The 15,524-nt window shown below is 71.5% G+C and carries 16 protein-coding genes, 1 tRNA gene and 1 other RNA gene; 10 read left to right on the top strand and 8 right to left on the bottom strand.

What is annotated here, in order from left to right; translation table 11 throughout:
* Nucleotides 1-34: 34 nt before the first annotated feature.
* The gene (locus ACEJ41_RS08385) at nucleotides 35-1,072 is read right to left on the bottom strand and encodes a glycosyltransferase family 9 protein (RefSeq protein WP_374011836.1); all 1,038 of its coding nucleotides are present in this window, start codon (nucleotides 1,070-1,072) and stop codon (nucleotides 35-37) included.
* Between the two features lie 29 nt (nucleotides 1,073-1,101).
* On the opposite strand from ACEJ41_RS08385, the gene ACEJ41_RS08380 reads away from it, so the two are divergent.
* Together ACEJ41_RS08380 and ACEJ41_RS08375 are read left to right on the top strand one after the other, a co-directional pair.
* Nucleotides 1,102-1,851 carry a 3-deoxy-D-manno-octulosonic acid kinase gene (locus tag ACEJ41_RS08380; RefSeq protein WP_374011835.1) on the top strand — a complete coding sequence of 250 codons (750 nt, stop codon included), beginning with the start codon at nucleotides 1,102-1,104 and terminating at the stop codon, nucleotides 1,849-1,851.
* Nucleotide 1,852: 1 nt separating this feature from the next.
* Entirely contained in the window at nucleotides 1,853-2,611 is a 759-nt protein-coding gene (locus ACEJ41_RS08375; protein ID WP_374011834.1) for an MBL fold metallo-hydrolase, read from the top strand.
* A 65-nt stretch (nucleotides 2,612-2,676) separates the two neighbouring features.
* Here ACEJ41_RS08375 and ffs read toward each other — a convergent pair.
* An RNA gene (gene ffs, locus ACEJ41_RS08370) (signal recognition particle sRNA small type) lies at nucleotides 2,677-2,767 on the bottom strand.
* A gap of 121 nt (nucleotides 2,768-2,888) precedes the next feature.
* Nucleotides 2,889-2,981, bottom strand: a tRNA-Ser gene (locus ACEJ41_RS08365).
* Nucleotides 2,982-3,110: 129 nt separating this feature from the next.
* On the opposite strand from ACEJ41_RS08365, the gene dnaX reads away from it, so the two are divergent.
* From dnaX to ACEJ41_RS08345, 4 genes are all read left to right on the top strand, one after another.
* Nucleotides 3,111-4,919, top strand: a complete 1,809-nt coding sequence (gene dnaX / locus ACEJ41_RS08360; RefSeq protein WP_374011833.1) for a DNA polymerase III subunit gamma/tau — start codon at nucleotides 3,111-3,113, stop codon at nucleotides 4,917-4,919.
* A gap of 5 nt (nucleotides 4,920-4,924) precedes the next feature.
* A complete protein-coding gene (locus ACEJ41_RS08355; RefSeq protein ID WP_374011832.1) occupies nucleotides 4,925-5,245 on the top strand; it encodes a YbaB/EbfC family nucleoid-associated protein in 321 nt (106 codons plus the stop codon).
* 67 nt (nucleotides 5,246-5,312) lie between these two features.
* On the top strand, nucleotides 5,313-5,906 hold the full coding sequence (gene recR, locus ACEJ41_RS08350) for a recombination mediator RecR (protein ID WP_374011831.1): 594 nt from the start codon (nucleotides 5,313-5,315) through the stop codon (nucleotides 5,904-5,906).
* A 141-nt stretch (nucleotides 5,907-6,047) separates the two neighbouring features.
* Complete coding sequence (locus ACEJ41_RS08345) at nucleotides 6,048-6,398, top strand: histidine triad nucleotide-binding protein (protein ID WP_374011830.1); 351 nt, start codon at nucleotides 6,048-6,050, stop codon at nucleotides 6,396-6,398.
* A gap of 125 nt (nucleotides 6,399-6,523) precedes the next feature.
* Here the strand turns inward: ACEJ41_RS08345 and ACEJ41_RS08340 are convergent, their stop codons facing one another.
* The 4 genes from ACEJ41_RS08340 to ACEJ41_RS08325 are packed head-to-tail and all read right to left on the bottom strand — an operon-like array spanning nucleotide 6,524 to nucleotide 10,932.
* A complete protein-coding gene (locus ACEJ41_RS08340; RefSeq protein ID WP_374011829.1) occupies nucleotides 6,524-7,048 on the bottom strand; it encodes a Slp family lipoprotein in 525 nt (174 codons plus the stop codon).
* An 18-nt stretch (nucleotides 7,049-7,066) separates the two neighbouring features.
* Nucleotides 7,067-9,013 carry a DUF3488 and DUF4129 domain-containing transglutaminase family protein gene (locus ACEJ41_RS08335; protein ID WP_374011828.1) on the bottom strand — a complete coding sequence of 649 codons (1,947 nt, stop codon included), beginning with the start codon at nucleotides 9,011-9,013 and terminating at the stop codon, nucleotides 7,067-7,069.
* Between the two features lie 3 nt (nucleotides 9,014-9,016).
* Entirely contained in the window at nucleotides 9,017-9,973 is a 957-nt protein-coding gene (locus tag ACEJ41_RS08330; RefSeq protein ID WP_374011827.1) for a DUF58 domain-containing protein, read from the bottom strand.
* Nucleotides 9,973-10,932, bottom strand: a complete 960-nt coding sequence (locus tag ACEJ41_RS08325) for an AAA family ATPase (protein ID WP_374011826.1) — start codon at nucleotides 10,930-10,932, stop codon at nucleotides 9,973-9,975. Before ACEJ41_RS08325 ends, ACEJ41_RS08330 begins: the two co-directional genes overlap by 1 nt.
* A 41-nt stretch (nucleotides 10,933-10,973) precedes the next feature.
* On the opposite strand from ACEJ41_RS08325, the gene ACEJ41_RS08320 reads away from it, so the two are divergent.
* On the top strand, nucleotides 10,974-12,845 hold the full coding sequence (locus tag ACEJ41_RS08320) for an ArnT family glycosyltransferase (RefSeq protein WP_374011825.1): 1,872 nt from the start codon (nucleotides 10,974-10,976) through the stop codon (nucleotides 12,843-12,845).
* 64 nt (nucleotides 12,846-12,909) lie between these two features.
* On the opposite strand, the gene ACEJ41_RS08315 is transcribed toward ACEJ41_RS08320, so the two are convergent.
* Nucleotides 12,910-13,476, bottom strand: a complete 567-nt coding sequence (locus ACEJ41_RS08315; protein WP_374011824.1) for a nucleoside triphosphate pyrophosphatase — start codon at nucleotides 13,474-13,476, stop codon at nucleotides 12,910-12,912.
* 119 nt (nucleotides 13,477-13,595) lie between these two features.
* Between ACEJ41_RS08315 and ACEJ41_RS08310 the strand changes: the two genes are divergently transcribed.
* The 3 genes from ACEJ41_RS08310 (at nucleotide 13,596) to ACEJ41_RS08300 (ending at nucleotide 15,482) form a co-directional block, all read left to right on the top strand.
* Nucleotides 13,596-14,123: a YceD family protein gene (locus ACEJ41_RS08310; protein ID WP_374011823.1), complete on the top strand. Its 528-nt coding sequence runs from the start codon at nucleotides 13,596-13,598 to the stop codon at nucleotides 14,121-14,123.
* Nucleotides 14,124-14,219: 96 nt separating this feature from the next.
* Nucleotides 14,220-14,414, top strand: a complete 195-nt coding sequence (rpmF, locus tag ACEJ41_RS08305; protein ID WP_374011822.1) for a 50S ribosomal protein L32 — start codon at nucleotides 14,220-14,222, stop codon at nucleotides 14,412-14,414.
* Between the two features lie 87 nt (nucleotides 14,415-14,501).
* Nucleotides 14,502-15,482, top strand: coding sequence for a beta-ketoacyl-ACP synthase III (locus tag ACEJ41_RS08300; protein ID WP_374011821.1), 981 nt, complete (start codon nucleotides 14,502-14,504; stop codon nucleotides 15,480-15,482).
* Nucleotides 15,483-15,524: the final 42 nt, after the last annotated feature.

Below are 15,524 nucleotides of genomic sequence, written 5' to 3'. Positions count from 1 at the left end.
CGTCGATGCCATGGCCGGCACGCGGGCAGGCACGTCAGCGGCCGTGGTCGGCACGGTAGCGCTCGAACGCGGCGATCGCATCGTCCACGGTGACCAGTTCCATCACCCCGTCGTGCTCGATCTTGGTGCCCCACTTCAGTGCGGCGGCGGGTTTGCCCAGGTACCGGCGCGCGGCGTCGTCGTAGCGATCCACGCAGTAGCGCCGGTCCGAATACGGGCCGCTGCGCGCCGGGTTGCTGGCCGCGTGCAGGCCCAGCACCCGGGTGCCCATTGCGTTGGCGATATGCATGGGACCCGAATCGGGAGTGACCAGCAGGTCGGCGCGTGCCAGCAGCGCCGGCAACTGCTTGAGGGTGTCCTTGCCCACCAGGTCCAGCACCGGTGCGTGCATCGCTGCGGCGATGGCGTCGGCGGTGCTGCGCTCCAGCGCGCTGCGGCCACCGCACAGCACCACCCGCCAGCCCTGTGCGGCGGCGTGGTCGGCCAGGGCCGCATGGCGTTGCGGATACCAGTTGCGGCGCACATGGCTGGAACAGGGCGAGATCATCAACACCGGAGCGCCGTCGTCCGGCCACTGGGCATGCGCCCAGTCGTGCGCGGCCTGCGGCACCGGCAGGTTCCAGGTCACCTGCTCCTGGCGCAGCCCCAGCGGTTCGCAGAAGCTGCCGATGGCGTCGAGCACATGAGTGCCGGCGCGTGCCGGGATGCGCGTGTTGACGAACAGGCCGTGCAGGTCGCGCGAGCGGGCCCGGTCGTAGCCCACGCGGCGGCGCGCGGGCACGAAGGCCGACAGCAGGTTGGCGCGGGCGGCCACCTGCAGGTGCAGCAGCACGTCGAACCCACCGTCCGGCAGGGTACGCCGCAGCGCGCGCATGCCGGCCAGGCCGGTGCGCTTGTCATAGACGTGGAAGGCCACCCCATCGAGCCCCTCCAGCAGGCGGTGGCCGGCCGGATCGATGATCCAGTGCAGTGGCGCATCGGGCCAGGCACGCTGCAGGGTGCGTACCAGCGGCACCACGTGGGTGACATCGCCGAGGGCGGACAGGCGCAGCAGGCAGATCGAGGGTCGCATCGCTCTCGGCTGTTGTTAGACTCGCGCGAATGGTTGCGTTCGACGCCAATGAAGCCCTGACGCCGTACCGGACCGATCGCGGGTACGGGGCCATTCTGTTCGACCGCCAGCGGCTGCGGCAAGCCGGGGCCGAACTGTTCTCGCCGGCCGAGTGGGGCGAGCGTGCGCGTCCGGTGGATTCGGGCGGGCGCGGCGGCGCCTGGTTCGTGGATGCGCCGTTCGGTGCCTGCGTGCTGCGCCACTACCTGCGCGGGGGCCTGGCCGCGCGCATCTCGCGCGATCGCTACCTGTGGCACGGGGTTGCCCGCACGCGCAGTTTTGCCGAGTTCCGGCTGATGCGCGAACTGCTCGGCCGCGGGCTGCCGGTCCCGCGGCCGCTGGCAGCCTCGTACCAGCGCGAGGGACTGCGCTATCGCGCGTCGATCCTGCTCGAACGCCTGGAGGGCGTGCGCTCACTGGCCGACCGCGCACTGGTGGCCGGCAGCGGTGCACCATGGGAGGAGGCCGGGCGCCTGATCGCGCGTTTCCACCGCGAAGGCCTGGACCATGCCGACCTCAACGCCCACAACCTGCTGTTCGACGGCAATGGCCGTGGCTGGATGATCGATTTCGACCGCGGGCGCATGCGCATCCCGGCCACCGGCTGGCGCGAGGGCAACCTGCGCCGGCTGTACCGCTCGCTGCTCAAGTTGCGCGGCGGCCGCGCGCGCGACGAGCTGGAGCGTGACTTCGCCCGCCTGCGCCGCGCCTACGAACTGGCCTGGAAGCGAGGCTGCTGAGGTGTCCGGCTGGGCGCTGCGGCTGCATGGGGTGGGCAACGCATCGGCGGTGGAGCTGGGATCGGCGATGGCCAGCATCGAGCGCGGCGGAGCGCCGTGGCTGACCATCGACTGCGGCGCCGAAGGACTCACCGCATTCGAGGCACTCTACGGTCGCGCACCGGCGGCGATCTTCCTGACCCACGTGCACCTGGACCACGTGGCCGGGTTCGAGCGGCTGTTCGTGTCCACCTATTTCGATCCGCAGCGTCGTGGCCGCGTGCGCCTGTACGTGCCCGCGCCGGTGGTGCCGCTGCTGCACCGGCGGGTGGGCGACTACCCCAACGTGCTGGCCGAGGGCGGGGCCAATTTCTGGGATGCCTTCCAGCTGATCCCGGTTGGCGATGCGTTCTGGCACGACGGGATGCGCCTGGAGGTGTTCCCGGTGCGCCACCACTGGCCGGAGACGGCGTTCGGCCTGCGCCTGCGCGGCAGCCTGGTGTGGAGCGGCGATACCCGGCCGATCCCCGAGATGCTGGCCTGTCACGCCGATGATGGCGAACTCGTTGCCCATGACTGCGCGCTGCACGGCAACCCCTCGCACACCGGGCTGGACGACCTGGAGCGCGAATACAGCCAGGCCCTGCGCCAGCGCATGCTGCTGTACCACTACGCCAGCCAGGCCGATGCCGCGGCGCTGGCCGCGCGCGGCTATGCGGTGGCCAGGCCGGGCGAAGTGCACGCGCTGGCCGAGCCGACCGCGATGCGCGCGCCGCAATGACGCCGCCGGCATGAAAGCAGGCGGCATGGAAGCAGGCGTGGGGAGCCGGAAAGGTGGCGGCCCCGCCGGCTGACCCCGGCGCCCGCGTCGATCGATACCGTTGCTGCCTTCCGGCCCTGGCGGAGTTTTCGACCTAGCGTCGCGGGGGGCCGACGGGGCCACCATGGACATGGGCGCATCGTGGATGCGGCCCGGTTCCGTTCAGCACCGCATGCGGCTGCCTGCGCGGAACGGGACGGGATGCAGCAGGCGGGTCCGGTACCTGCTTCCCTGAAACTGGCGGAGGGAGGGGGATTCGAACCCCCGAAGCGCGGTTTAGACGCTTACACACTTTCCAGGCGTGCTCCTTCAACCGCTCGGACACCCCTCCGGATCCCGTTGCATCGCGGACGGTGCAACGGGGCGCAGATTCTAGCTGCGCGCGCAGTTGTCCACAAGCGAGGCCGGGCGGCGCGGACGGGCGTGGCACAATGCCGGTCCTGTTCCAGGCGGCAGCCCGATGTCCTACCTCGTCCTCGCCCGCAAATGGCGCCCGAAGCGTTTTTCCGAGCTGGTCGGGCAGGAACACGTCGTGCGCGCGCTGGGCAATGCCCTGGATACCGGCCGGGTCCACCATGCCTTCCTGTTCAGCGGCACCCGCGGGGTCGGCAAGACCACCATCGCCCGGATCTTCGCCAAGTCGCTCAACTGCCAGAAGGGCGTCAGCGCCGAGCCCTGCGGTGAATGCCCGGCCTGCACCGACATCGATGCCGGCCGCTACATCGACCTGCTGGAGATCGACGCGGCCTCCAACACCGGCGTGGACGACGTGCGCGAGGTCATCGAGAACGCGCAGTACATGCCCTCGCGCGGGCAGTACAAGGTGTACCTGATCGACGAGGTGCACATGCTGTCCAAGCAGGCATTCAACGCCCTGCTCAAGACCCTGGAAGAACCGCCGGGGCACGTGAAGTTCCTGCTGGCCACCACCGATCCGCAGCGGCTGCCGATCACGGTGCTGTCGCGCTGCCTGCAGTTCAACCTCAAGCGCCTGGACGAAGGCCAGATCGAAGGCCAGATGACCAGGATCCTGGCCGCCGAGCAGATCCAGGCCGACCCCGGCGCGATCCGCCAGCTGGCGCGCGCGGCCGATGGCAGCCTGCGTGACGGCCTGTCGCTGCTGGACCAGGCCATCGCCTATGCCGGTGGTGCCCTGGCCGAAGATTCGGTGCGGGCGATGCTCGGCAGCGTGGACCGGACCCAGGTGGCCGCACTGCTGGATGCGCTGGCCGATGGTGATGGCCAGGCGCTGCTGGCCACGGTGGATGCGCTGGCCGGCTTCGCCCCGGACTGGGGCAACGTGCTGGAGGCGCTGGCCGAGGCACTGCACCGGATCCAGGTGCGGCAACTGGTGCCTGCTGTCGCCCGCGAGGACGGTGGCCTGGCCGTGGATGCCTGGGCCGCGCGGGTGCGCCCGGAGGTGGTCCAGCTCTGGTACCAGATGGCGGTCAACGGTCGCCGTGACCTCGACCTGGCGCCTGCGCCGCGGGTGGGCTTCGAGATGAGCGTGCTGCGGATGCTGGCGTTCCGTCCCGACGCCGACGCCGGTCCGCCGGCCGCGGGGCCGGGCGCAGGCGCAGGTACCGGCGGCGATGCGGCCGCGCCCGGACGCCCGACGCGGCCGGTGGCGTCGGCCGTGGCACCCGCCGCGCTGGCAGCGTCCAATCCGCCCGCCGCGGCCGCGCCAGTGCCGGCGCCGGCGCCGCGCGCGCCTGCGCCTGAGCGGGCGGATCCGCCACCGTGGGATGCAGCCCCCGCGCTGCAGCCTGGCATCGTGATGCAGCCCGCCTCCGTTGCGCCGGAGTCCACCGCCGCGCCGGCTGCTGCGTCACCGGCCGTGCCCGCCACCGGCCAGGCGGGGTCCGCGCCGGCTGCGATCGTGGTCGATGCCGAGGACTGGCTGCGGCGCGTGGCCGCCTGCGACCTCAACGGGCCCGCCCGGCAACTGGCCGCGCACACGGCCTTCGTCGGCCACGCCGATGGTGCGTTGACCCTGGCCCTGGAGCCGGGCTTCGAGTACCTGCGCAGCGAGCGCTCGGTCGCCGCGCTGGCCGATGCCATGGCCGCCTCGCTGGGGTCGCCGCCGAGGATCGTGATCGAGGCCGGGGCCGCGCAGGCACCGACCCTGCACCAGCGCCAGGAACACGAGCGCGACTCGCGCCAGAGCGCGGCCGAGCAGACCTTTCTCAACGATCCGGGCGTCAGGCGCCTGATCGAACAGCACGGGGCACGCGTGGTGCCCGATTCCATCCGCCCCTACGACGAGTGAGCGACATGCGCGGCAATATCGCCCAACTGATGCAACAGGCGCAGAAGATGCAGGAAAACCTGCAGCGCGCCCAGGAAGAACTGGCCCAGCTGGAAGTCACCGGCAGCGCCGGTGGTGGCATGGTCCACATCACCCTCAGCGGCACCAAGGAGTGCCGCAAGGTGCGGATCGATCCGTCCGTGCTGTCCGACCAGGAAATGGCCGAGGACCTGCTTGCGGCCGCGTTCAACGACGCCGCCAACAAGGTCGATGCCGAATCCAAGGCGAAGATGGCGGCGGCCTCGGCCGGCATGCCGCTGCCGCCGGGGATGAAGCTGCCGTTCTGAACCCCGGGATCCGCCAGGCCGGCAGGGCCGGGCGGCGCCGGTCATGCAGCCCACGGTACATGCCTCCATGTCCCTGCTTGAACAACTGATCGAGGCCTTCCGGGTGTTGCCCGGCGTGGGCCGCAAGACTGCCCAGCGCATGGCCTACCACGTGCTGGAACGTGGCCGCGACGGCGGCCGTGACCTGTCCCGGGTGCTGGCCGAAGCGGTCGAGCGGATCGGCCACTGCAGCCAGTGCCGGGATTTCAGCGAGACCGAGGTGTGTGCGGTGTGCGCCAGTGGCGGCCGCGACCGCCAGGTGCTGTGCGTGGTCGAGTCCCCGGCCGACCGCCTGGCCATCGAGACTGCCACCGGCTATCGCGGCCTGTATTACGTGCTGCAGGGCCGGTTGTCGCCGCTGGACGGCATCGGCCCGCGCGAACTGGGCCTGGAAGCGCTGGCCACGCGCCTGGCGGCCGGCGAAGTGGGCGAGATGATCGTCGCCACCAGCGCCACGGTGGAGGGCGAGACCACGGCGCACTACCTGGCGCAACTGGCGCGACAGCATGGCGTGCGGCCCAGCCGCCTGGCGCAGGGCCTGCCGCTGGGTGGCGAACTGGAATACGTGGACCGTGGCACGCTCTCGCATGCCTTCGGCAGCCGCGCCGAAATGCCGCGGTAGGAGCAGGGCAAGCGGCGACGCCCATCGGGGCTGCTGCGCGCACGCGGGTTTCATGGGCCTTGCCGTGGTGCTGCGGTCGCCGGCAAGGCCGGCTCCTACAATGGGGGCGACGCACTTCCGTTTCCACTCCCGAGCATTCCAATGACCGACACCATCTTCGGCAAGATCATCCGCCGCGAAATCCCGGCCAGCATCGTCTACGAGGACGATGACATCCTGGGTTTCCGCGACATCGCCCCGCAGGCGCCGGTGCACGTGCTGTTCATTCCCAAGCACCAGCCGATCCCGACCCTGGACGATGCCGCGGCCGGGGACGCCGCACTGCTGGGCCGGCTGATGCTGGCGGCAGCCGCATACGCGCGCCGCGAGGGCCTGGCCCAGGACGGTTACCGGGTGGTGATGAACTGCCGCGAACACGCCGGGCAGACCGTGTTCCACATCCACCTGCACCTGCTGGCCGGCGCGCCGCTGGGGCAGTTCGGAACACCCTGACCGGCGCGCGTCGCGCGGCCGCGTGCCGGCGCGATGCCTTCCGGCGCGGCGCTTTGCAACCGCGGATACGCCGACGCCGCCCGCAGGCGGCGTCGGTCAAGCGCACTGCTACGGCCGCCAGTGCGCTACCAGCCCCACCAGCCCCACGGGCCCCAGTACGGGCCCCAATACGCGCGCGGCGGCGGCATCACCACGTCGACCTCGCGGATTTCCGGCCACAGGTACACGATGTCGGCCGACATCCGCGGCAGGCGGTAGTCGTACTCGCCGATGCGGACCGTGTCGGTGCCTTCGATGCGGCCGACGAAGGTCACATCGCGGCCGGGGGTGAACACGGCCGGGTCGTAGAAGCCGGCCCGGCAGGCGATGAAGCGGCCCTGGCTGGCATCGGCCGAACCGCTGTCGGGACGGCCGCTGGCGTTGAGCGGCATCCCCACCATCTGGAAGCAGGTGCGATCCTGCTTGGGCAGGGTTTCCACGATCCGCCCGCCCCAGCGCACGCTGGTACCGGGCACCGGGTCAGCCACGACCTGCTGCGGGGTCACCGCGGGAAACGCGCCCTGCAGCGGCTGTGGTGCGGTGGCGCACGCGCCCAGCATTGCGGCGGCAGCGGCGGCCAGGATGAAACGGAAGGACGGGCGGACAGGCATGGCGACCTCCATGGGATTTCAGGGGCGGTGCCGGCGCAGGTCATCGATCAGCCGGCGCATCCCCGTTTGGTCGCCAGCGTAGCGTGACGCGGCGAAACGTCGGCTGAGCGCCAGCAACGCCGGGCCGGAGCGCGGATGCGCCGTGGCCACCCGCGCCGCCCAGGCCAGTGCCGGCTCATGGGTGGCCCGGCCCAGGCCCAGCCGGGCGTATCGTCGGCACAGCTGCCGCCAGGCGCGCAGCAGCGGGTCGCGCTCGCGTTCGCCGCGGGCCAGCACCCAGACCATGCCGGCCAGGGCCAGGGCTGCCAGCGCCACGAACATGCCCAGCAGTTGCGCCGGCTGCAGCTGGTGCAGCCCCAGTGGACTGAGCATGGCCTGCTGGCGGTTGGCGTCGAAGCCCAGCACCAGGTCGTTCCAGCCGCGCCTGATCCAGTCGGTGAAATCGCCCAGGTTGCCCAGGCGCAGCAGCCCGAAGTCGGCGTCACCTCCACCGGCGAAGCGACGCTGCTCGAGGGTGTCGTAGATGCGCTCGGGGGCCACCGCGGCGGTCGGGTCCACCCGCACCCAGCCACGGCCGTCCAGCCACACTTCGACCCAGGCGTGCGCATCCATGCGCCGCACCACCCAATAGCCGCCATACGGGTTGCGGTAGCCGCCCACGTAGCCGGTGACCACGCGCGCCGGGATGCCGGCGGCGCGCATCAACACGGTGTAGGCCGAGGCGAAGTGTTCGCAGTAGCCCTGCCGGGTCTGGAACAGGAACTCGTCCACTGCATGGCGGCCCGGCAGCGGCACGTCCATGGTGTAGCCGAACTCGGCGCCGATCCACGCCAGCGCGCGTTCGATGATGGCGGCATCGTCCGCGCCGGCATCGCGCCGCCATTGCTGCGCCAGTGCACGGGTGCGCGGGTTGAATCCGGCCGGAAGTTCCAGCGCCATGTTGCGCAGGATCGGGCGCAGCTCCGCTTCAAACGCGGCCGGTGGCGAGGAACGCAGGCGCCAGCGGCTTGGCGCCGACAGCGGGCGTGCGGCGCTGAGCGCCAGGTCGAATCCCATGCGGCTGCCCGCCGGCGCCGCCAGCGGCAAGTCCAGCGCCACCACGTGGCGGCGGTCGGTGGGTTCCAGTTCGATTTCGTAATCCCACGTGGTGGCCGACGCGCGGATTTCCGGAACCGGCAAGCCGTCCAGCCATCCGGTGCGCGACCAGCTGCGGCCGTCGAAGCGCCACAGCACCGGGCCACGCCAGTACATCTGTTCGGAGGCGGGCACCGGGCCATGGAACACCGCGCGCAGCGCCGGGGCGTCGTCGGCCATGAGGTCCAGCCAGCCACCCGGCTCCATCGTGTCCGACAGCCCCGGCCGCGCCAGCGCACGTTCGGGCACGCCCCACAGCGGGGTGCCCAGCCGCGGGAACAGCCAGAACGCGAGCAGCGCCAGCGGCAGGCCGATGCCGACCAGCCGCGCCATCACCATCGTGCGCTGGCGCAGCGGCAGCGGCGGCGCGCCGTTTTCGGCGTCGGCCAGGCGCTGCAGGCTCAGCAGCGCACACAGCACCGCGGCAAGTCCCAGCACCATCACCAGCAAGCCCTGGTCCATCAGGAACGCGGCGAACGGGGCGAACAGGGAAAACCCGAGCAGGCTGCGCGCATCGCGCAGGGTGTGGGCCTCGGCCGGCTTGATCGCCAGCATTGCCGCCAGCAGCGCACAGCCGGTGTCACGGCCCAGCCGCGTCCCCATGATCGTGAACACCGCGCCCACCATGGCCAGGGTCAGCAGCAGGCGCAGCCAGCCGGGCAGGGTGCCGCGCCAGGCCAGCGCGGCCACGCATGCCGCGGTGATGGCGAAGCCGGCCGCCAGCGTCAGTGGCAGGATCGACAGCAGCGGCAGCAACGCGAGGCCGGCCGTGGCCAGGGTCCAGCCACGTGCCGATGGATCCAGTGCAGGCGAGGGGGCGGAATCGGCCATGGATCAGTTCCGCGGCAGCAGCGCGAGCGCGCGCAGGCAGGCGTGGCGATGGTCCGGCCCACGGCCGGGGCCCAGCGTCGGCTGGCCCGGCAACTGCAGGCGGTAGCGGCGGTCCTCGCGCTCGGCCTGGTCCACCCATGCGGCAAGCCGGGAGATGCGCCGTTCATATGGCAATGACGCGGTCGCCGCCCAGCCAAGCACCAGGTCCACGCCCTGGCTGCGCTCGAACTCGCGCACCACCAGGCTGTCACGCCGCGCGCTGTGCTTCCAGGCGATGGTCCGTGCGGGGTCGCCGGCGCGATAGGGACGCAGCTGGTGCGGTTCTTCGCCCAGCGGATGCAGCCTGCTATGGCCGGTGCTGCCGCCGCTTTCGGGCAGCGGGGGCGGGCTGGCCTCCGCCGCCGGGTACACCAGCACACGCTGCCGTGGCCACACTCCCGACCAGCCGAACACCAGGCCCAGTGGCTGGGTCGTGGACAGGCGGATGCGTCCCGGCGCGAGCCAGCCGCGGTGGTCGGTGGCCAGCGGCAGGCTGAATTCGAGATGGCCGTCGTCGGTACTGCTGGTGCGCGCGTGCTGGCCATCCAGGTCGGCGCGCAAGCCGCGCCGGCGCCGCCGGTCACTGCTGGAGAAGGTCAGGCGCAGGGCAAGCGGGCGGCCGGCCGGCACCGGATCGGCGGACAACCCCTCCAGCCGCAGCCCCGACAGTTGCAGGTGGGTGGCGATCAGGCTCGCCAGCCCGGCCGCGCCCAGCAGCAGCGCCAGCAGCAGCGCCGGGTTGTTGTTGTAGTTCAGTGCACCCAGCACCATGGCCAGCACCAGCACGCCGTAGAACAGGCCGAAACGGGTGGGCAGCACATAGATGCGGCGCCGGCCGATGGTCACCGGCAGCGGCTCCGGGGTGCGCGGGCGCTCCAGCGAGCGCAGCCGCGCGCCCAGCCCGCGCAGCACGGCGTGCATCAGTCCACCGGCACCGCGTGCAGCACGGCCTTGGCCAGCGCCGCACCGGATCCGGCTTCGGCTTCCGGGACCAGGCGGTGCCCGGACACCGCGGCGAACAGCGCCTGCACGTCTTCCGGCAGCACGTGCTCGCGGCCCAGCAGCAGCGCGTAGGCGCGCGCCGCGCGCAGCAGGGCCAGGCCGGCCCGCGGCGACAGGCCCACGCGCACGCCCGGGTGCTGGCGGCTGCGTGCCAGCAGTGCCTGCACGTAATCGACCAGCGCCTGGCTGGCATGCACCTGCGCGGCGGCGGCGCGCAGCGCCGACACGTCGTCCTGGCCCAGCACCGGCATCGCCTGCGCGATCAGCTCGCGGCGGTCGGCGCCAGTGAGCAGGGCGCGTTCGGACTCGGCGCCTGGATAGCCCAGCGAGAAGCGCAGCAGGAAGCGGTCCAGCTGCGAGTCGGGCAACGGAAAGGTGCCCGACAGGTCAACCGGGTTCTGGGTGGCGATGACGAAGAACGGCTCGGGCAGGGCATGGGTCACCCCGTCCACCGTGACCTGCTGTTCGGCCATCGCCTCCAGCAGGGCGCTCTGGGTGCGCGGTGGCGCGCGGTTGATCTCGTCGGCCAGCAGCACCTGGGTGAACACCGGGCCGGCATGGAATTCGAAGCGGCGCGTGGCCGCGTCGTACACCGATACGCCAAGCACGTCGGCCGGCAGCAGGTCGGAGGTGAACTGGACGCGCTGGAACGACAGCCCCACCGTCGCGGCCACGGCGTGGGCCAGGGTGGTCTTGCCGAGGCCGGGCAGGTCCTCGATCAGCACATGGCCGCCGGCGAGCAGGGCCACGAAGGCCATGCGCACTTCCTGCGGCTTGCCCAGGACCAGGCCATTGACCTGCTCCTGGGCGCGTGTGAGCGAGTCGCGCAACGCGTCGGTTAGGATTCGGGCGGAAGAAGTGGGGGCGTCGTGCGCCATCGCGTGCCTGTGTCCCTGGATCGCTCCGGAGTGTAGCGGGTATGCAGGGAGAACAACGCGCAAGGCGCACGTTCACCGCTCTCTGGGTGGCGGCATGCCTGGCCAAGCTGGTGGTTGCCGCACGCCTGCCGTTGTTCGTGGACGAAGCCTTCTACTGGCAGGAAGGCCGGCACCTGGCCGCCGCCTATTCCGACCTGCCCGGCATGACCGCATGGCTGGCGCGCCTGGGCACGGCCCTGGGCGGCGAGCATCCGTTCGCACTGCGCCTGCCGTTCCTGCTGATGGGGGCGCTGCTGCCGTGGTGGGTGGTGCGGATTGGCCGGCAGTGGTTCGGTGCGATCAACGGCTGGCGCGCCGGCAGCCTGGCGGTGCTGGCGCCACTGGTGGGCATGCTCGGGGTGATGGCGCTGCCGGACGTGCCGCTGGCCCTGGCCACGCTGCTGTGCCTGAGTGCCGGTACCCGCCTGCTGCGCGAAGTCTCGCCCGGCGCGGTGCTGGAGCTGGCCCTGGGCCTGGGCCTGGGCGCTGCCAGCCACTACCGCTTCGGCGGCGTGGTCGTGGTCGGTGCATTGGCCCTGTGCTGGGTGCCTCAGGGCCGTCGCCTGCTGCGTGATTCGCGGGTGCTGCTGGCCCTGGCCGTCGGCCTGCTGGCCTGGGTGCCGCTGCTGTTGTGGAACATGGAGAACGGCGAGGCCGGGCTGCGCTTCCAGTTGCTCGACCGGCACCCGTGGGCGCTGCACGCGGGCGGGCTGATGTTCCTGCCGGCGCAGGCGCTGCTGGTAACGCCGATGCTGTTCGCCGCGTTGCTGGCCGCGGCCTGGCGCGATGCCTGGCCGCGGCGGGCGATCCGCCCGCAGTGGCGGTTCCTGGGAACCTTCGGCGCCATCGTGCTGTGCGGCATCTTCGTGCTGGGCTTTGTCACCGACCAGGAGCGGGTGAGCTTCCACTGGCCCGCGCCGGCCTGGCTGGCGCTGATGCCGGCCGCGGCCATGATCATCGGGCGCTGGCCACCGCGCTGGCGGCGGATGGCCTGGATCACCACGGCGCTGGGCATGTGCGTGGCGCTGGGCCTGGTCCTGGCGTTGGCGTCCCCGTCGCTGCGCGCCACGACCGCCGCCAGCAAGCACTATCCGCGCAACTTCACCGGCGGCACGCCGGTAGCCGCCGCGGTGCGCGCCGAGCTGGACGCGATGCCACCGGGCACCCGTCTGCTGGCCGGGGATTTCAAGCTGGGTGCCACCCTTGGTTTCGTCCTGGACGATGCGGATATCGCGGTCCTGGACCATCCGCTCAACCACGCCCACGGCCGCGCACCGCAGTTGCGCCAGTGGGGCCTGCAGGTCGATGCGCCGCCGCCTGCGCCGACGCTGCTGGTGCTGGCACCGGAGCACCTGCCGTTGCGCCAGCGCCTGCAGCACTACCACCGGTTGTGCGCGGTGCTGGGGCCATTGCCGCCGGTGCGCAGGACGGTGACGGTCGACCATGGTGCGCAACGCTTCCTGCTGCTGCGCCTGCCACCGGCGCGGGCCACTGCGCCGATGGCAGGCGCACCGTGCAGCGCGCCGGCAATGGCGTGGATCGACACCCCGGCGCCGCGGCAGCAGGTGCCGCTGGAGTTCGAGATCAGCGGCTGGGCGTTCAAGGACGGGCAGGGGCTGTCGCGGGTGGAAGTGACCCTGGACGGGGCGGTCGTGGCCGAGGCCGACTATGGCTTCCACTTCCCGGTGGACGCGTACTTCCCCGAGTCCACCGATCCGGCGCAGCCGGCGGTCGGCTTCCGGGCGCGGGTCGACCTGCCGGCCAGCCAGGCCGGCAGGCGCTGGCTGGGGCTGCGCCTGCACGGCGTCGACGGCAGCGTGGAGGACTGGCCGCAGCAGCCGGTGCGCGTGGTCGCGCCGCACGGCGGCCACTGACTCCACCGCCGGCGCAGGTCATGCACGGCCAGGCGCCGCTGCGGGCGCGGGCCGGTGCCGCCTGCTACGGCACCGCGTGCCCGGTCGCGCGCAGCAGCCCGGCCAGGGCAATGAGCGGCAGGCCGATCAACGCGGTCGGGTCGGTGCTGTCGATCGCTTCGAACAGGGCGATGCCCAGGCCTTCGCACTTGAAGCTGCCGGCGCAGTCATAGGGCTGCTCGGCATCCAGATAGCGCTCGATCGCGGCCGGTTCCAGCGGGCGCAGGCGCACCCGGGTAAGGTCTGCGGCGGCCAGCACCTGGTCGCCGCGGCGCAGGCAGACGGCGGTGTGGAAATCCACCGTGCGCCCGCTCATCGCCTGCAACTGGGCGATGGCGGCCGGGCGGTTGCCGGGCTTGCCGAGCACGTGGCCGTCCAGCTCCGCACACTGGTCCGAGCCGATCACCCAGGCCTGCGGATGGGCCAGGGCAATCGCGGCGGCCTTGGCCGCGGCCAGGCGGCCGGCCAGGTCTGCCGGGCGTTCGCCGCAAAGCGCCCGTTCATCGGTGCCCGGGGCCAGGCACCGGAACGGCAGGCGCAGCCGTTCCAGCAACTGGCGGCGATAGGGCGAGGTGGATGCGAGAATCAGCATGGCGGGCAGGGTGCGAGCGCGGCCCAGTGTGCGGCGCGCGCGCAGGGCGGGCAAACCCGTCACCGCGCGGCAGAGGGTGTTTGACAGGGCGTGGGACGGTCCTTAACATTCAGCGGCTTATGTCCGCGGGTGTGTCCGTCGTGCAGGTTCCCGAAACACTGGATGCTTGGCGGATGGTCGCTGCGAGGCGGCGGTTCGAGGGGAGCTTTCCGCTGTCGGCGATGTCCCGGCTCGGTGGCAGCCTGGCCGATGCCGAGGGCGAATGCCGTTTCGCGCTGGAGTTTGGCCGCGATGACACCCTGCAGGTGCCGTTCGCCGAACTGTCGATCCAGGCCGGTCTGCCGCTGGTGTGCCAGCGCAGCCTGGCCCGGTTCGTGTTTGCGGTGGAGTCGGTGCAGCGGCTGGGCCTGATCCGCAACGAGGACGAGGAAGCGGCGTTGCCGCCGGGCTACGAGGCGTTGCTGGTGCCGGAGGATGGCCAGCTGCGCCCACTGGACCTGGTCGAGGATGAACTGGTCCTGGCGCTGCCGGTGGTTCCGGTGGCGACGGACAGCGAGCCGGTCGACCGCACCTGGTCAGCCGGCGAGGAAGAACAACAGGCGGCCAGCCCGTTCGCGGCGCTGGCATCTCTGAAGAAGAAGCAGTAACGGCCGCGCCGCCGTGCAGGCGCCCTGGAACGGCACCGGCGGGTGGCTTCGAGGTCTCATCAGAACACGCAATTCAACCGAGTTTGGAGCAATCCCATGGCTGTGCAGAAATCCCGAGTCACCCCGTCCCGCCGTGGCCAGCGCCGTTCGCACGACGCGCTGACCGCCAAGCAGCTGTCCACCGATCCCACCAGCGGCGAGATCCACCTGCGTCACCACGTCACCGCCGATGGCTACTACCGCGGCAAGAAGGTCATCGCGACCAAGACCTCGGCAGCCGAGGAAGACTGACCCCGGCACCGGCGCGCGCCCACGAGGGCGCGTGCCATGCAGCGGCAATCGTCCGGCTCCCGCGCGGAGCCTTCAGCGGGAGTGGGCATGAGCGAGCGGATCTATTCGCGCATCGCCGGAACCGGCAGCTATCTGCCGGAGAAGGTGGTGACCAACGACGACCTGGCCAAGGTGGTCGACACCAGCGACGAATGGATCCGAACCCGCACCGGCATCCGCGAGCGACGCGTGGCGGCCGACGGCCAGACCACCAGCGAACTGGGGCACCGTGCCGCGCTGAAGGCGATCGAGGCGGCCGGCGTCGACGTTTCGGACATCGACCTGATCGTGGTCGGCACCACCACGCCCGACGTGGTGTTCCCGTCCACCGCATGCCTGATCCAGGAGAAGCTGGGCATTGCCGGCTGCGCGGCGATGGACGTCAATGCCGCATGTTCCGGTTTCGTGTACGCGCTGAGCGTGGCCGACAAGTTCGTGCGTGCCGGTGCGGCGAAGACCGCCCTGGTGATCGGCGCTGAAACCCTTACCCGGATCGTCGACTGGACCGACCGCACCACCTGCGTGCTGTTCGGCGACGGCGCTGGCGCCGTGGTGCTCAAGGCCGACACCGAAACCGGCATCCTGTCCACGCACCTGCATGCCGATGGCAGCAAGAAGGACCTGCTGTCCTGCCCGGCGGGCGTGTCCAGCGGCTTTGATGCAGGCGACCCGCAGGGTGGCGTGCGCATCCAGATGGTCGGCAACGAGGTGTTCAAGTACGCCGTCCGGGCGCTTGACGGCGTGGTCGACGAGACCCTGGACGCCAATGGCCTGGGCCGTGGCGACCTGGACTGGCTGATTCCGCACCAGGCCAACCTGCGCATCATCGAAGCCACGGCCAAGCGCCTGGACATGCCGATGGAGCGCGTCATCGTCACCGTCGACCGCCACGGCAATACCTCCGCCGGATCGGTGCCGCTGGCGCTGGACGAGGCGGTGCGTTCGGGCCGCGTGCAGCGCGGGCAACTGGTGCTGCTGGAAGCCTTCGGCGGCGGCTTCACCTGGGGCTCGGCGCTGCTGCGCTATTGATGGGGCGAGTCTTCGCGTCTTCCCTTCCGGAAGGATGGGGCA

The organism is Pseudoxanthomonas koreensis (assembly GCF_041890415.1).
Lineage (GTDB): Bacteria > Pseudomonadota > Gammaproteobacteria > Xanthomonadales > Xanthomonadaceae > Pseudoxanthomonas > Pseudoxanthomonas koreensis_A.
The sequence above is the reverse complement of the archived record's forward strand: the minus strand, read 5'-3'. Positions and strand labels throughout refer to the sequence as shown.

What these genes read in the sequence shown, in the direction of transcription:
- ACEJ41_RS08385 (WP_374011836.1), bottom strand. Translation starts at nt 1,072, where the DNA reads ATGCGACCCTCGATCTGCCTGCTGCGCCTGTCCGCCCTCGGCGATGTC.
- ACEJ41_RS08380 (WP_374011835.1), top strand. Translation starts at nt 1,102, where the DNA reads ATGGTTGCGTTCGACGCCAATGAAGCCCTGACGCCGTACCGGACCGAT.
- dnaX (WP_374011833.1), top strand. Translation starts at nt 3,111, where the DNA reads ATGTCCTACCTCGTCCTCGCCCGCAAATGGCGCCCGAAGCGTTTTTCC.
- ACEJ41_RS08355 (WP_374011832.1), top strand. Translation starts at nt 4,925, where the DNA reads ATGCGCGGCAATATCGCCCAACTGATGCAACAGGCGCAGAAGATGCAG.
- recR (WP_374011831.1), top strand. Translation starts at nt 5,313, where the DNA reads ATGTCCCTGCTTGAACAACTGATCGAGGCCTTCCGGGTGTTGCCCGGC.
- ACEJ41_RS08345 (WP_374011830.1), top strand. Translation starts at nt 6,048, where the DNA reads ATGACCGACACCATCTTCGGCAAGATCATCCGCCGCGAAATCCCGGCC.
- ACEJ41_RS08340 (WP_374011829.1), bottom strand. Translation starts at nt 7,048, where the DNA reads ATGCCTGTCCGCCCGTCCTTCCGTTTCATCCTGGCCGCCGCTGCCGCC.
- ACEJ41_RS08335 (WP_374011828.1), bottom strand. Translation starts at nt 9,013, where the DNA reads ATGGCCGATTCCGCCCCCTCGCCTGCACTGGATCCATCGGCACGTGGC.
- ACEJ41_RS08330 (WP_374011827.1), bottom strand. Translation starts at nt 9,973, where the DNA reads ATGCACGCCGTGCTGCGCGGGCTGGGCGCGCGGCTGCGCTCGCTGGAG.
- ACEJ41_RS08325 (WP_374011826.1), bottom strand. Translation starts at nt 10,932, where the DNA reads ATGGCGCACGACGCCCCCACTTCTTCCGCCCGAATCCTAACCGACGCG.
- ACEJ41_RS08320 (WP_374011825.1), top strand. Translation starts at nt 10,974, where the DNA reads ATGCAGGGAGAACAACGCGCAAGGCGCACGTTCACCGCTCTCTGGGTG.
- ACEJ41_RS08315 (WP_374011824.1), bottom strand. Translation starts at nt 13,476, where the DNA reads ATGCTGATTCTCGCATCCACCTCGCCCTATCGCCGCCAGTTGCTGGAA.
- ACEJ41_RS08310 (WP_374011823.1), top strand. Translation starts at nt 13,596, where the DNA reads ATGTCCGCGGGTGTGTCCGTCGTGCAGGTTCCCGAAACACTGGATGCT.
- rpmF (WP_374011822.1), top strand. Translation starts at nt 14,220, where the DNA reads ATGGCTGTGCAGAAATCCCGAGTCACCCCGTCCCGCCGTGGCCAGCGC.
- ACEJ41_RS08300 (WP_374011821.1), top strand. Translation starts at nt 14,502, where the DNA reads ATGAGCGAGCGGATCTATTCGCGCATCGCCGGAACCGGCAGCTATCTG.